This window comes from Micrococcus sp. PSi08 (genome assembly GCF_054960655.1).
Window position 1 is genome coordinate 38,434 of record NZ_JBHNYP010000011.1, and the last position, 14,516, is coordinate 52,949.

The following is a 14,516-nucleotide window of genomic DNA, read 5'->3' on the forward strand; positions in this document are numbered from 1 at the left end:
TCGAGGACCCCGTGGACCCCCGCCCCGAGACCCCGTCCGCGCCGCGGCCCCAGGCCGCGGGCGCCACCCACGTGGGCGCCGTCCGCGACCTGAACGAGGACGCGTGGACCCTCGTCGGGGAGCCGCTGGTGCTCGCCGCCGTGGCCGACGGCATGGGCGGGCACGAGGCCGGCGAGGTGGCCTCGGCCGCCGCGATCGAGACCCTGCGCCGCCGCGCCCCCGAGGTGCTCGCCCCGGGCACGGCCCACACGCCCCAGGAGCTCGGCCACCTGATCCACGAGGCGGACGCCGCCGTCGTCGAGGCCGGGCTGGGGCGCTCCGGCACCACCCTGACCGTCCTGGCCTGCCTGGACACGGAGCGCGGCCGCTGGGCCGTGGCGAACGTCGGCGACTCCCGGGTGTACCTGCGGCCCGTCGGCTCGCCGGTGCTCCAGCAGCTCACGGTGGACCACTCGGCGGTGCAGATGCTCGTCGACGCGGGGGAGCTCACCCCCGCCGAGGCCCGCGTCCACCCGCGCCGCAACGTCATCACCCGCGCGCTCGGCTCGCGCGAGGCGCTCACGGTGGACGTGGCCGAGGTCCCCCTCGCCTCCGGGGACCTCGTCCTGCTGTGCAGCGACGGCCTGACCGGCGAGCTGCTGGACGAGGAGATCCGCGCGCTGATCGACGACGCCGACACCCTCGAGGACGCCCTCGAGAAGCTCATCGGCGCCGCCCTGTGGCGCGGCGGCCGGGACAACATCACGGCGGTGCTCGTGCGCATCCCCTGACCCGGGTGCGCCGTCCGGGACGCCGACTACGCTGGGCCGGGTGAGCACCCCCAAGGAATCCGCCGCCCAGCCCGATCCGCAGGACATCCCCGCCGCGGACCTGCGGGAGGAGTACGAGGACCTCGTGGAGCGGGTCCGCGCCGCCCGGACCGCCTACTACCAGCGGGACGCCCCGGAGATCTCGGACGCCGAGTACGACGCGCTGTACCGCCGCCTCGAGGACCTCGAGGCCCTGCACCCCGAGCTCGTGGCCAACGACTCGCCCACCCAGGAGGTCGGCGGCGAGGTCTCGGAGGCGTTCGCCCCCGTCCGGCACGGGGCCCGCATGTACTCGCTCGAGGACCTGTTCTCCATCGAGGAGCTCGAGGTCTGGTTCCGCCGCGCGGCGCAGGCCCTGACGCAGGTGCGACCGGGCGTGGCGCCCCGCTGGCTCGTGGAGGTGAAGATCGACGGGCTCGCCGTCGCCCTGCGCTACCGGGACGGGCGGCTCGTGCAGGCCGCCACCCGCGGCGACGGCGTCACGGGCGAGGACGTCACCGCCAACGTGCGCACCATCGGGGACATCCCGCACGAGCTCTCCGGCGAGGGCTGGCCCGCCGAGTTCGAGGTGCGCGGCGAGGTGTTCATGTCCTCCGCCGCCTTCGCCGAGCTCAACGCGCGCCGCGCGGAGGAGGGTCAGACGCCGTTCGCGAACCCGCGCAACGCCGCCGCCGGCGCCCTGCGTCAGAAGGACCCGGCCGTCACCGCGCAGCGCCCGCTGGCCATGTTCGTGCACGGCATCGGCTCGGTCGAGGCGTTCGGGCTGGAGTCCCAGCACGAGGTGTACGACGCGCTCGCGGGCTGGGGCCTGCCCGTGAGCCCCTACACCCGGCTGGTGGAGGGCGCGGACGAGGAGGCGTTGGCCGCCGTCGTCGCGGTGATCGAGGAGTACGGCCGGCGCCGGCACGAGCTGATCCACGAGATCGACGGCATCGTGCTGAAGGCGGACGCGTTCGCGGACCAGCGCTACCTCGGCCACACCTCCCGCGTGCCCCGCTGGGCCGCGGCGTACAAGTACCCGCCGGAGGAGGTGCACACGCTGCTGCGGGACATCGCGGTCTCGGTGGGCCGCACCGGGCGGGTGACCCCGTTCGCGGTGATGGAGCCGGTCACCGTGGCTGGGTCCACCGTCTCCCTGGCCACCCTGCACAACCAGGACGTGGTCAAGGCCAAGGGCGTGCTGATCGGGGACACCGTGGTGGTGCGCAAGGCCGGGGACGTGATCCCCGAGGTCGTGGGCCCCGTGCTGCCGCTGCGCGAGAAGGCGATCGAGGCGGGCCGGGAGCTGCGCGAGTTCGTCATGCCCGCGCACTGCCCCTCGTGCGGCACGCCGCTGGCCCCGGCCAAGGAGGGGGACGTGGACCTGCGCTGTCCCAACGCCCGCTCCTGCCCGGCCCAGCTGGCCGGCCGCGTCGAGCACCTGGCCAGCCGCGGCGCGTTCGACGTGGAGGCGCTCGGCGAGGAGGCCGCCCGCTGGCTCGTCCAGGGCCCCGGCGAGGACCCGGCCGAGCACGAGGGTCACGTGCGGCCCGAGGGCCCGGGCCCCATCACGGCGGAGGCGGAGATCTTCGACCTCGCCTCCGGCACGCCGGAGGAGATCACGGGCCCGCGCGGCGAGGACGGGCTGACCGACCTGCAGCGCTCCCTCGGCGCGGTGCGCGTGTGGCGCGAGGGCCGCACGAAGGTGGACGGCCGCATGGTGCCCTCGGGCGTGTTCACGCTCAAGCCGTACTTCTTCACCGCCGGCACCGCCAAGAAGCCGTCCGCGCCCACGGCCAATACGCTGCGCCTGTTCGACGAGCTCGAGAAGGCCAAGTCCCAGCCGCTGTGGCGCACCCTCGTGGCGCTGTCCATCCGGCACGTGGGCCCGACGGCGGCCCGCTCGCTGGCCACGGCGTTCGGCTCGATGGCGGCGCTGCGCGCGGCGGCCGAGGCCGGCGACCGGGACCGGCTGGCCGAGATCGACGGCGTCGGCCCGATCATCGCGGACGCGCTCATCGAGTGGTTCGCCGAGGACTGGCACCGGGAGATCGTGGACCGGTGGGCCGCGGCGGGCGTGGTCATGGAGGACGAGCAGGACGAGTCCACCCCGCGCACGCTCGAGGGCCTGACCGTGGTGGTCACCGGCTCGCTCGAGGGCTTCTCCCGCGACTCCGCGAAGGAGGCGATCCTCGTGCGCGGCGGCAAGGCCTCCGGGTCCGTGTCCAAGAAGACCGACTTCCTCGTGGCCGGCGAGGCCGCCGGCTCCAAACTGGACAAGGCGCAGTCCCTCGGCGTGCCCGTGCTGGACGAGGCCGGGTTCACGGCGCTGCTGGCCGGAGGCCCGGACGCCGTGCGCCCGGCGGACACGGACGACGCCACCGACGGCGCCGCGGACGGGCAGGCCCCGGCATGAGCGCGCGCACCACGGTCCCGGGCCTGCTCGTGGTCGCCAAGGCCGCCGCGCGCGCCGGCGCGGATGTCCTGGCCCGGCGCTGGACCGGTCACCACCCGGCCGTCCCGCTGGGCATCGAGGAGATCGGCGCGGAGACGAAGTCCTCCGGCTCCGACTGGGTCACCGACTACGACCGCCGCGCCGAGCAGGCCGTCCGGGAGGTCATCGCCGGCTACCGCCCCTCGGACGAGATCACCGGCGAGGAGTACGGCGCCACCCGTCCAGCCGAGCCGTCCGGGTACCGCTGGTCCATCGACCCGCTGGACGGCACCACCAACTTCGTGCGCGGCCTGCCGCAGTTCTGCACCTCGGTGGCCGTCACCGGCCCGGCGGACGCCGAGACCGCCGACCTGCTGGGGGTGGCCGAGGGCACCGAACGCTGGCTGGCCGGCGTCGTGGCGGCGCCCGCGCTGGGACGCACCTGGTTCGCGAGCGCGGGCCGGGGCGCCTTCAGCACCGCGGACGCGACGACGGCGGGCGTGGACGTGCCCGACCGGGACGCCGCCCCCGTGCGGCTCACCGGTCCCGTGGCGGGGCGCTCCGGGCGGCTGCTCGCCACCGGCTTCGGCTACGACCCCGCTCGCCGGGCCCTGCAGGTGCGGGCGCTCGCGGCCCTGCTGCCCGCGTTCGGGGACGTGCGACGGATCGGCTCGGCGGCGCTGGACCTGTGCATGGTCGCCGACGGCACCCTGGACGCCTATGCCGAGTTCGGCACGCAGGAGTACGACTGGGCCGCCGGCGCGCTGGTGGCGGAGGAGGCCGGCGTCGCGGTGACGCGGCCCGCCTCGGCGGACGGCACGGCACATCCCCACTGGATGGTGGCCGGCGACGTGGACGCGGCCGCCCTGGCCGCCGTGACGGGGGAGAGGGCATGAGACGGATCGTCGGAGACCCGTGGTTCTACCCGGTCCTGTTCGTGGCCGGCGGACTGACGTTCATGATCGCGGGGACGCGCCTGCAGCAGGTCGGGATGATCGTGGCCGGGCTCGTCCTGGCCGGCTACGCGGTGACGTACCGGTGGGCGGTGCGGGTCCGCTCGCGGCCGTTCGCCGGCGCGCAGGCGCACGTCGAGGGCGGCGGCGTCGTCGTGTTCTGGCGGCCGGGCTGTTCGTTCACGAGGCGGCTGGTCAAGGAGCTGACGGCGCAGGAGCGGGAGCGCGCCTACTGGGTGAACATTTGGCAGGAGCCGGCGGCCGCGACGTTCCTCGAGGGGCTGCACGAGGCGCGCGACGGCCACCCCCACCAGGCCGTGCCCACCGCCTGGCTGCGTCGGCGCGACTACGTCGTGGCCACGGACGCGACCCGCGCCCGCCTGAAGGACACGCTGCGCCAGCGCGCCGGAGGTGACGCATGAGCGCCCTCGTCCGCCCGCTGCGCCCCGAGGACCACGAGGCGGTCGCCGAGCTCACCCTGGCGTCCTATGTCGACGGCGGCCACATCGCCCCCGACGACGCCTACGTGAAGACCCTCAGGGACGTGGCCGACCGGGCCGGCCGCGCGGAGATCCTCGTGGCCGAGGTCGACGGCGAGGTGGCCGGGTCCGTGGTGCTCACCCCGCCCGGCTCGCCCCTGGCCGAGACCTCCGGCGACGGGGAGTACGAGTTCCGCATGCTCGCCGTGCACCCGCGGTTCCACCGCCGCGGGGTGGGCGGCGCCCTGCTGGCCGAGATCGTGGCGCGGGCCCGCGCCGAGGAGGGCGTGGACGCCGTCGTGCTGACCACCATGCCCTCCATGACCGACGCCCACCGGATGTACGAGCGCGCCGGCTTCGTGCGCGTCCCGCAGCGGGACTGGCTCCTCGCGGACGTGGTGCCGGACCTCGACCCGGCCGACGAGACCGGCCCGTTCCTCGTCTACCGGCTCGCGCTGGACTGACCCCGGGCGGGACATCGGCACCGGGACCCCATTCGGGGCGGGAAATCCCTGTCATGCGGGCCCGGAGCGCCGCGGTGGGGTGGATCTCCCGCCTCGAAGCGGTGGCGGCGGCCGGGCAGGCCCCGGCACTAGACTCGATTCCGATGTGGCCGCCGCCGCGCCGGCGTCGTCCACCCCGCCCCGACCCGTCACACGAGGAGATCCATGCCTGAGATCACCCGGGATCAGGTGGAGCATCTGGCTCGCCTGGCCCACATCCGGATGACCGACGAGGAGCTGGACACGATGTCCGGCGACCTGGAGAAGATCCTGGAGCACGTCTCCGCGGTCCAGGCCGCCGCGGGCGACGACGTGACGCCGACGTCCCACCCCATCGCGTTGCAGAACGTGTTCCGCGAGGACGTGCCGGCCGGCATGCTCACGCAGGAGGAGGCCCTCGACCAGGCGCCGGACTCCGAGGACGGCCAGTTCAAGGTCCCCGCCATCCTGGACGGAGAGTGAGCACCCCCATGACCGAGACGTTCGACGTGAACGCGACCCTCGGCGCCGACGAGCTCGTCCGGCTCACCGCGCTGCAGATGGCCGAGCGCCTGCGCGCCGGCACCACCACCTCCGTGGAGCTCGTCCAGGCCCACCTGGACCGCATCGCGGCCCACGACGGCGACGTGCGCGCCGACGCCGACGGCGACCGCGGCGTGCGCGCCTACCTCCACGTGAACACGGACGAGGCCCTCGCCGTCGCCGCCGAGGTGGACGCGATCCGCGCCGCCGGCGGCCCCGAGGCCGACGCCCTGCACCCGCTGGCCGGCGTGCCCGTGGCCGTGAAGGACAACATCGTCACGCGAGGCCAGCCGACCACGGCCGCCTCCCGCATGCTCGAGGGCTGGCTCAGCCCGTACGACGCCACGGTGGTGGCCCGCCTCCGCGAGGCCCGCCTGCCGATCCTCGGCAAGACCAACCTCGACGAGTTCGCGATGGGCGGCTCCACCGAGCACTCCGCGTTCGGCATCACCCGCAACCCGTGGGACGGGGACCGCGTGCCCGGCGGCTCGGGCGGCGGGTCGGCGGCCGCCGTCGCCGCCTTCCTGGCCCCCTTCGCCCTCGGCTCGGACACGGGCGGATCCGTCCGTGAGCCCGCCGCGTTCACCGGCACGGTCGGCGTGAAGCCCACCTACGGCGCGGTCTCCCGCTACGGCCTCATCGCCATGGCCTCCTCGCTGGACCAGATCGGCCCCGCCGCCCGCACCGTGGCCGACGCCGCGGCGCTGCAGCAGGTCATCGCCGGCCACGACCCGCAGGACTCCACGTCCCTGGCCGACGAGCCGGCGGACCTGACCGGCGCGGCCCGCGGCCGCGACCTGGCGGGGCTGCGCGTCGGCGTCGTGACGGACCTGCCGGCGGACGCGTTCCACCCGGGCATCCGGGCCGGCTTCGACGAGCACGTCGCGGCCCTGCGTGAGGCCGGCGCGGAGATCGTGGAGGTCTCCTGCCCCAGCTTCGACGCCGCCCTCGGGGCGTACTACCTGATCATGCCCTCGGAGGCCTCCTCCAACCTGGCCCGCTTCGACGGCGTCCGCTACGGCCACCGCGTGGTGCCCGACGGCGGCGGCACGATCGAGCAGGTCATGGGCGCCACCCGCGCCGCCGGGTTCGGCGCCGAGGTCAAGCGGCGCATCATCCTGGGCACCTATGCGCTGTCCGCCGGCTACTACGACGCCTACTACGGCTCCGCGCAGAAGGTCCGCACGCTCGTGCAGGAGGACTTCGCCCGCGCCTTCGAGCAGGTGGACGTCATCCTCACGCCCACCGCGCCGACCCCGGCGTTCGAGCTGGGCGCGAAGACGGACGACCCGATGACCATGTACGTCAACGACCTCGCAACCATCCCGGCCAACCTCGCCGGCATCCCGGGCATGTCCGTGCCGGGTGGCGTCGTCGACGGGCTGCCCTACGGCCTGCAGCTGATGGCACCGGCGCGCGAGGACGCGCGCCTGTACGAGGCCGGCGCCGCGCTCGAACGCCTCGTGGCCCAGCGCCGGGGCGGGCCGGTGTGGGCCGAGGCCCCCGAGCTGGAGAAGGGCGCGCAGCGCGCCACCACCGCGACCACGGCAGGAGGCCGGGCATGAGCCACGCAGAGCAGACCATGGACTTCGCGGAGGCGATGGAGCGCTTCGACCCCGTGCTGGGCTTCGAGGTGCACGTGGAGCTGAACACCGCCACGAAGATCTTCTCCTCGGCGCCCAACGCGTTCGGCGACGAGCCGAACACGAACGTGACCCCGCTCGACCTCGGCCTGCCGGGCACCCTGCCGGTGCTCAACCGCAAGGTCGTGGAGTACGCGATCCGCCTGGGCGTGGCCCTGGACGCGCAGGTCGCCGAGACCTGCCGGTTCGCGCGGAAGAACTACTTCTACCCGGACACGCCGAAGAACTTCCAGACCTCCCAGTACGACGAGCCGATCGTCTTCGACGGCCACCTGGACGTCGAGTTGGAGGACGGCGAGGTCTTCCGCGTGGAGATCGAGCGCGCGCACCTCGAGGACGACGCCGGCAAGCTCACCCACGTGGGCGGCTCCGGGCGGATCCAGGGCGCCTCCGCGTCCCTCGTCGACTACAACCGTGCGGGCGTGCCGCTCATCGAGATCGTCACCAAGCCGATCGTCGGCGCCGGTGCGCGGGCCCCCGAGCTGGCCCGCGCCTACGTCACCGCGATCCGGGACATCGTGCAGGCCATCGACATCTCCGACGCGCGGATGGAGCGCGGCAACGTCCGCTGCGACGCGAACGTCTCGCTGATGCCCAAGGGCGCCACCGAGTTCGGCACCCGCACCGAGACGAAGAACGTGAACTCCACGCGCGCCGTGCAGCACGCGGTCACCCACGAGATCCAGCGCCAGGCCGCGGTGCTGGCCGCGGGCGGCACCGTGACGCAGGAGACCCGCCACTGGCACGAGGACACCCGCAGCACCACCTCGGGCCGCCCGAAGTCGGACGCGGACGACTACCGGTACTTCCCCGAGCCGGACCTCGTGCCCGTGCACGTGGACGCCGCGTGGGTCGAGCGCGTGCGCGCGGCCATGCCCGAGCTGCCGGCCGTGCGGAACAAGCGGCTCAAGGCCGAGTGGGGCTTCTCGGACGAGGAGTTCCGCGACGTCGTCAACGCCGGCGTCCTGGACGAGATCGTCGCGACCGTGGAGGCCGGCGCCTCCGCGGCGGCCGCCCGCAAGTGGTGGATGGGCGAGATCGCCCGCCTGGCGAACGCCCGTGAGGTCGCCGTCGCCGAGCTGGGGATCACCCCGGCGCACGTGGTGGAGGTCGAGGAGCTGATCGCCGCGAAGACGATCAACGACAAGATCGCCAAGCAGGTGCTCGGCCTGGTGGCCGACGGCGAGGGCGCCCCCAAGGAGGTCGTCTCGGCGAAGGGCCTGGCCGTGGTGTCCGATGACGGCGCGCTCACCGAGGCCGTCGACGCCGCGATCGCCGCCAACCCGGACGTGGCCGAGAAGATCAAGGGCGGCAAGATGGCCGCCGTCGGTGCCCTGATCGGCCCGGTCATGAAGGCCACCCGCGGGCAGGCCGACGCCGGCCGGGTGCGGGAGATCGTGCTGGAGCGCCTGGGCGTGTCCTGACGACCGCGCGGGCCCTCAGCCGCCCAGGGCGGTGAGGGCCCGCGCCACGCGGGGCAGGGTCTTGCGCAGCAGGCGCCGCCAGGACCCCGCGGCCAGCCCGCCGACGATCGCGTCCCGGGCCGCCGCGTCGTCGAGCGTCTCCAGGGCCATCGCCCCGAGCCACACGCGGGCCCGGCGCGCCTCGGCCGCGTCCCGGGCCAGGTCGGGGACCTTCTCCTCGCCATGCCACAGCGCCAGGTAGGCGACGTTGAGGGCGGGGTCCCACGCGCACGCGAGGTCCCAGTCCAGCACCCCGGCCAGCGCCCAGCGCAGCGGGGCGCGCGGGTCCTCGTCCTCGGGCACGGCGCGCCAGCGCATGTTGTGCCCGGCCAGGTCGCCGTGCACGAGCGACGGCGGCACGGGCGGCGCGGCGGTCCACGCCGTCACCGCGTCCGCGAGGGCGGCCACCGCGTCCGGCCACGCCTCGGCGCCCAGCCGCGCGTCGACGTCGTGCCCCTCCCACGCGCCCAGGCGCGCGGCGACCGCCCCCGGCAGCGCCGCGACGTGCCGGGCGCGCTCCGGCGTCCACGGGCCGCGGAAGGCGAACGGGCGGCCGAGGTGGGGGGCGATCCGCGGGTCGGTGACGTCCACGGCGGCGAGGTCGTCGAGGACGCCGCGCAGCACGGCCGGATCGCCCTCGTGCGGCGGGTGCGGTCCGCCCGGGAGGAAGCGCTGCAGCACCGCGGCGCCCGGGCCCGCGGGGACGGGGTCCGAGAGGGCGACCGGCACGGTCCACGGCACGCGGCGCTCGGCCAGGGCCGCGGCGAGCCCGTCGAGGAGGGCCAGGCGCCGGGGCAGGTGCGCCGCGGGGTCCCGCTCGGGCGCCCACCGCGCGGCGGGGGCGGCGCCGACCTCGTGGGCCCGCGTCATCCGGAGGACGCCGACGTCCTCGAGCACGAGCACCCGGTGGAACTGCCCGCCCTCCTCCACGGACGCCGCGGCCCAGTCGGCTGTGCGGAGCCGCCGGGCGAGGGCGGGGTCGAGGCCGGGGCGGAGGTGCCTCAGGGCGCGGTGGACCAGCTCGAGCTCGCTGGGGGCAGGCGGGGAGACCACACGACCACGCTAACCCTCCCTCTGCCCTCCCGGACTTTCGAACGTGACATCGGGGGAATGGGGACTTTCGAACGGGAGAGAGGCCCTACCACACGTTCGAAAGCGGCCGGGGGAGAGGGGGCGGGCGGATACTGGAGGGCATGCCCGCCACCCCGCGCACGTCCCGCACCCCGGCCGGCCCGGCCGTCCGACCCGCCCCCGCGCTGCCCGCCCCCTCGGCGCGCACGGTGCGGTGGGAGATCGCGATCGTCCTCGGCCTCTCCCTGGGGAAGTCGGCGGTCTACGCGATCGTCCAGCTCATCGACAAGGCCACCCAGGCCCCGCTCGGCGAGCAGACCACCGTCCTCAACCCGGCCCTGGCCGACCGCTGGGCCTTCGACCTGACCTATCAGCTGCTCGGCATCGGGTTCGCGCTCGTGCCGGTGGCCCTCGTGCTGCACCTGATGCACCTGCGCGGCCGGAACCCGTTCCGGGTGCTCGGCCTCGACCTGCGCCGCCCCGGCCGCGACTTGGCCTGGGGCCTGGGCCTGTTCGCGGCCATCGGGCTGGGCACGCTCGGCGTCTACGCCGCCGGCCGGGCCCTGGGGATCACGACGGCGATCGTCGGCTCGGCGCTCGGGGAGAGCTGGTACCAGGTGCCGGTCCTGCTGCTCTCCGCGCTGCGGCACGGACTGCTGGAGGAGGTCATCGTGGGCGCCTGGCTCGTCGACCGGCTCGGGTATCTGCAGCGGCTGCGCGCCGCGGGCCTGGCGCACGATCCGGCGCCGGCCGTGCCGTCGTCGTGGGTGAGCGCCGAGGGGCTGTACCTGCCGACCCGCGCGGCCGTCGTCGTGCTCGCCCTCGCGCTGCTGCGCGGGGCGTACCACCTGTACCAGGGGATCGGGCCGGGCGTGGGCAACGCCCTGATGGGCGTGGTGTTCGCGCTCGTGTTCCTGCGGGTGCGCCGGGTGATGCCGCTGGTCATCGCGCACACGCTGCTGGACGCCGTCGGGTTCGTCGGCTACCCGCTGCTGGCGCGGGCGGGGCTGCTCGGCTGAGCGGCCCCGCCCCCGCGCTCAGAGCGTGACCTCGCCCTTCGGGGTGCGGAAGGTGACCGAGACGATGCCCGGGGTGCCGGAGGGCGCGACGTACTCGATGTTCACGTCCTGGACCTGGCCGTCCTCGTCGTCGCCGAGCCACTCGGCGAGGCGCTCGGGGGAGCCGGCGATGTTCAGGCGCTCGATGGTGGCCTGCGGCTCGGCCGCCTGCGAGGGGTGCATGTCCTCCTGACCGTCGGCCCAGCGCAGGATGAACGGCAGCTGCGGGTCCGCGAGGGTTCCCTTGACGCCGATCTGCCGCCAGGACAGCTCCCGGCCGTCCGGGAAGCGACGGTTGCCGGGGACGGCCTCACGGCCGAGGCGGCGCTCGAACCGGCCGATGTCCGTGGTGGCCACCGCCCAGCTCATCCAGCCGCCGCCCTGCTCGGTGCGGGCGCGCACGAGCTGGCCGAACGGCGCGCTGAGGGAGGCCGGGTGGTCCAGGGCCTCGACGACCTCCAGATACTGCCTGCCCGCCATGGGGAACAGGGCGTTCTGCGTACCGAAGCGGGGGTGGACACCGCCCTTGATCCGCTCGATGCCCAGCGTCTCAGCGATGCGGGCGACCGTGGCGTCCAGGCCCTCGGGGCCGGCGGCGTAGGACACGTGGTCCATGCGACAGGTGTGCACTGCGCTGTTCCTCTCCGTTCCCGGGCTGCCCCGGGGGTTGACCTGGTGCGAGTCGCGGGGCGTCGAGCCCTTGACGGGTCGGGTGCCCCGTGCGGAGAGCGTATCCGCGTGTGACACGCGTGACGAAATCGTGGCGGGGCGGCGGGCTACACTCGGGGATACGGTCACGAGAGTCAGCAACAGGCCCCGGCATGCTGACCGGCAACCCTCCTTCCGCGGTGGGGTGCCCCGGGTGACGACCAGGCCGGCCCCACAACGGATGCCGGCAAGCGCGGGCCGATCCCACGGCCCCTCTCGACGGCGCCGGGTCATCTCCGGCACCTCGACGACGCCGGTCCCCGGATCGGCACGTCGGCCGGCGGGCGGGGCGGCCGGGTCCGGCCCCTGAACCCTTCAGGAGGGTCCGCCATGACCGACCAGCCCACCCCGACCCCCGACGCTTGGGGCTTCTCCACCGCGCAGGTCCACGCGGGCGTCGCCGTCGGCCAGCACGCCTTCGGTGCGACCGCCCTGCCGATCTTCCAGACCACCTCGTACGACTTCCCGTCCGCCCAGGTGGCCGCGGACCGGTTCGCGCTCAAGGACCTCGACCCGCTCTACACCCGCATCGGCAACCCGACGCAGGGCCCGGTGGAGGAGAAGATCGCCGCGCTCGAGGGCGGTGTGGGCGCGCTGCTGCTGGCCTCCGGTCAGGCGGCGACGACGTTCGCGATCCTCAACCTCGCCGGCGCCGGCGACCACGTGGTCGCCTCGGCCAGCCTCTACGGCGGCACGCAGAACCTGTTCAAGCACACCCTCGCCAAGGTCGGCGTCGAGACGACGTTCGTGACCGACCCGGACGACCTCGAGTCCTGGCGCGCCGCCGTCCGGCCGAACACCAAGGCGTTCTTCGGCGAGACCCTCGGCAACCCGCGCGGCGACGTCCTGGACGTGCGCGCCGTCGCCGACGCCGCCCACGAGGCCGGCGTGCCGCTGATCGTGGACAACACGCTGGCCACCCCGTACCTGCTGCGGCCGATCGAACACGGCGCCGACGTCGTCACCCACTCCGCCACGAAGTACCTCGGCGGGCACGCCGCGGCCATCGCGGGCGTGATCGTCGACGCCGGCACGTTCGACTACGCGCAGCACGCCGAGCGGTACCCCGGCTTCAACGAGCCGGACGAGTCGTACCACGGCCTCGTCTACGCGCGGGACCTCGGGGTGGGCTCGCCGCTCGGCGCCAACCTGGCCTTCATCCTCAAGGCGCGCGTGCAACTGCTGCGCGACTACGGCTCGGCCATCTCCCCGTTCAACGCGTTCCTGGTGAACCTCGGCCTGGAGACCCTGTCCCTGCGCATGGAGCGGCAGGTGGCCAACGCGGCCGCCGTCGCGCGCTGGCTCGAGGGCCGCGACGACGTCGAGCACGTGGTCTACGCCGGCCTGGAGTCCAGCCCGTGGCACGAGCGCGCCCAGCGCTACCTGCCGAAGGGCGCGGGCGCGTTCGTCTCCTTCGAGATCGCGGGCGGCCGCGAGGCCGGGGCCGCGTTCGTGGACGGGCTCACCCTGCACCACCACGTGGCCAACATCGGCGACGTCCGCTCGCTCGTGGTGCACCCGGCCTCGACCACCCACTCCCAGCTCACCGACGACGAGCAGCGCGCCGCCGGCGTCACCCCCGGCCTGGTGCGGCTCTCGCTCGGCGTGGAGGACATCGAGGACATCCTCGCCGACCTCGAGCGCGGCTTCGCGGCCGCCGCTCGCCGCGGCGACGACGACGCGGGGGAGCGGGCATGACCGCCGTTGCCACGCGTCCGTCGCGCACCGCGCTGCCCCGCGGCGGCCGCCACCGTCTGCGGGTCGGCGAGCTGCGCACCGAGACCGGCGGGCTGCTGCCCGACGTCGAGCTGACCTACGAGACCTGGGGCACCCTCGCCGCCGACGGCTCCAACGCCGTGCTCGTGCTGCACGCCCTCACCGGCGACGCGCACGTGGCCGCGCACGAGGAGGACCCGACGCCGGGCTGGTGGGACGCCCTCGTCGGCCCGGGCCGCGCCGTGGACACGGACCGGTGGTTCGTGGTCGCCCCCGCCATGATCGGCGGCTGCCACGGCTCCACCGGGCCCTCGACGCCCGCGCCCGACGGGCGGCCCTGGGGCTCCCGGTTCCCGTTCCTCACGCTGCGGGACGCGGTCGAGGCCGAGCGGCGCCTGGCCGACCACCTCGGGATCGGCGCCTGGCGTGCCGTGATCGGCGGATCGATGGGCGGGGCCCGCGCCCTCGAGTGGGCCGCGACCCACCCCGCGCGCGTCGCCGGGGTGGGCGTGCTGGCCGCCACCGCGGCCTCCTCCGCCGACCAGATCGCGTGGGGCCAGGCGCAGACCGCGGCCATCCGCCTCGACCCGGACTTCCAGGGCGGCGACTACTACCCCGGCCCCGGCCCCGTGGCCGGCCTGGGCATCGCCCGGCGCATCGCCCACACCACCTACCGCACGGCGGGCGAGCTCGGCCAGCGGTTCGGCCGCGAACCGCAGGGCGTCGAAGATCCCTTCGGCGCCGTCGTCGGGGTGCCGGGCGGGCGCGGGCGCTACGCCGTGGAGTCCTACCTGGACCACCAGGCGGCCAAGCTCACCGACCGGTTCGACGCGAACTCCTACCTCGTGGTCACCGAGGCCCTCATGGGCCACGACGTCGGGCGCGGGCGCGGCGGCGTGGCGGCGGCGCTCGCGGACTACCGGGGCCGGGCGTTCGTGGCCGCCGTCGACTCGGACCGGCTCTACCTGCCGGCCGAGTCCGAGGCGCTCGCGGCGGCGCTGCCCGCGCGGCCGCCGGTGCACACGATCGCCTCGCCCATCGGCCACGACGGGTTCCTCACCGAATACGGCCAGGTGGCCGACACGCTGAAGCGCACCCTCGCCCTCTGAGCTTTCGTTCGGGAAACGGCGGCGTGTCGCGGCACTGTCGTTCGGGAAACGGCCACCGGTTCCCGCCGG

The 14,516-nt window shown here is 75.0% G+C and carries 13 protein-coding genes and 1 riboswitch; of the genes, 11 read left to right on the forward strand and 2 right to left on the reverse strand.

Translation table 11 applies throughout. The annotated features are described in order from the left end of the window. The first annotated feature begins 11 nt into the window (after window positions 1–11). From ACFI33_RS05270 to gatB, 8 genes are all read left to right on the forward strand, one after another. On the forward strand, window positions 12–770 hold the full coding sequence (locus tag ACFI33_RS05270; protein WP_020625514.1) for a PP2C family protein-serine/threonine phosphatase: 759 nt from the start codon (window positions 12–14) through the stop codon (window positions 768–770). A gap of 40 nt (window positions 771–810) precedes the next feature. Beyond that, window positions 811–3,204: an NAD-dependent DNA ligase LigA gene (ligA, locus tag ACFI33_RS05275; protein WP_462623800.1), complete on the forward strand. Its 2,394-nt coding sequence runs from the start codon at window positions 811–813 to the stop codon at window positions 3,202–3,204. After that, entirely contained in the window at window positions 3,201–4,118 is a 918-nt protein-coding gene (locus ACFI33_RS05280) for an inositol monophosphatase family protein (RefSeq protein WP_350747481.1), read from the forward strand. The genes ligA and ACFI33_RS05280 overlap by 4 nt, the downstream gene beginning before the upstream one ends. Beyond that, a complete protein-coding gene (locus ACFI33_RS05285; protein WP_462623801.1) occupies window positions 4,115–4,597 on the forward strand; it encodes a hypothetical protein in 483 nt (160 codons plus the stop codon). Before ACFI33_RS05280 ends, ACFI33_RS05285 begins: the two co-directional genes overlap by 4 nt. Then, window positions 4,594–5,118 carry a GNAT family N-acetyltransferase gene (locus ACFI33_RS05290; RefSeq protein ID WP_462623802.1) on the forward strand — a complete coding sequence of 175 codons (525 nt, stop codon included), beginning with the start codon at window positions 4,594–4,596 and terminating at the stop codon, window positions 5,116–5,118. Before ACFI33_RS05285 ends, ACFI33_RS05290 begins: the two co-directional genes overlap by 4 nt. 204 nt (window positions 5,119–5,322) lie before the next feature. Then, window positions 5,323–5,619 (forward strand): Asp-tRNA(Asn)/Glu-tRNA(Gln) amidotransferase subunit GatC, encoded by a 297-nt coding sequence (gene gatC, locus ACFI33_RS05295; protein WP_049146890.1) that lies wholly within the window; start codon window positions 5,323–5,325, stop codon window positions 5,617–5,619. A gap of 8 nt (window positions 5,620–5,627) precedes the next feature. Then, a complete protein-coding gene (gatA, locus tag ACFI33_RS05300) occupies window positions 5,628–7,244 on the forward strand; it encodes an Asp-tRNA(Asn)/Glu-tRNA(Gln) amidotransferase subunit GatA (RefSeq protein ID WP_178329084.1) in 1,617 nt (538 codons plus the stop codon). Then, on the forward strand, window positions 7,241–8,746 hold the full coding sequence (gatB, locus tag ACFI33_RS05305; RefSeq protein ID WP_462623803.1) for an Asp-tRNA(Asn)/Glu-tRNA(Gln) amidotransferase subunit GatB: 1,506 nt from the start codon (window positions 7,241–7,243) through the stop codon (window positions 8,744–8,746). Before gatA ends, gatB begins: the two co-directional genes overlap by 4 nt. A gap of 15 nt (window positions 8,747–8,761) precedes the next feature. Here gatB and ACFI33_RS05310 read toward each other — a convergent pair whose 3' ends face one another. Further along, window positions 8,762–9,838: a phosphotransferase gene (locus ACFI33_RS05310; RefSeq protein ID WP_462623804.1), complete on the reverse strand. Its 1,077-nt coding sequence runs from the start codon at window positions 9,836–9,838 to the stop codon at window positions 8,762–8,764. A gap of 140 nt (window positions 9,839–9,978) precedes the next feature. On the opposite strand from ACFI33_RS05310, the gene ACFI33_RS05315 reads away from it, so the two are divergent. Continuing rightward, window positions 9,979–10,875 carry a CPBP family intramembrane glutamic endopeptidase gene (locus ACFI33_RS05315; RefSeq protein WP_371485204.1) on the forward strand — a complete coding sequence of 299 codons (897 nt, stop codon included), beginning with the start codon at window positions 9,979–9,981 and terminating at the stop codon, window positions 10,873–10,875. 18 nt (window positions 10,876–10,893) lie between these two features. Here the strand turns inward: ACFI33_RS05315 and ACFI33_RS05320 are convergent, their stop codons facing one another. Next, window positions 10,894–11,529 carry a VOC family protein gene (locus tag ACFI33_RS05320; protein WP_078025700.1) on the reverse strand — a complete coding sequence of 212 codons (636 nt, stop codon included), beginning with the start codon at window positions 11,527–11,529 and terminating at the stop codon, window positions 10,894–10,896. Window positions 11,530–11,706: 177 nt separating this feature from the next. After that, a riboswitch (SAM riboswitch) is annotated at window positions 11,707–11,822 on the forward strand. A gap of 130 nt (window positions 11,823–11,952) precedes the next feature. Here ACFI33_RS05320 and ACFI33_RS05325 point away from each other — a divergent pair. Both ACFI33_RS05325 and metX read left to right on the forward strand, forming a co-directional pair. Then, window positions 11,953–13,320: a bifunctional o-acetylhomoserine/o-acetylserine sulfhydrylase gene (locus tag ACFI33_RS05325; protein WP_462623805.1), complete on the forward strand. Its 1,368-nt coding sequence runs from the start codon at window positions 11,953–11,955 to the stop codon at window positions 13,318–13,320. After that, a complete protein-coding gene (gene metX, locus ACFI33_RS05330) occupies window positions 13,317–14,447 on the forward strand; it encodes a homoserine O-acetyltransferase MetX (RefSeq protein WP_010079225.1) in 1,131 nt (376 codons plus the stop codon). Before ACFI33_RS05325 ends, metX begins: the two co-directional genes overlap by 4 nt. The last annotated feature ends 69 nt before the right edge of the window (window positions 14,448–14,516 follow it).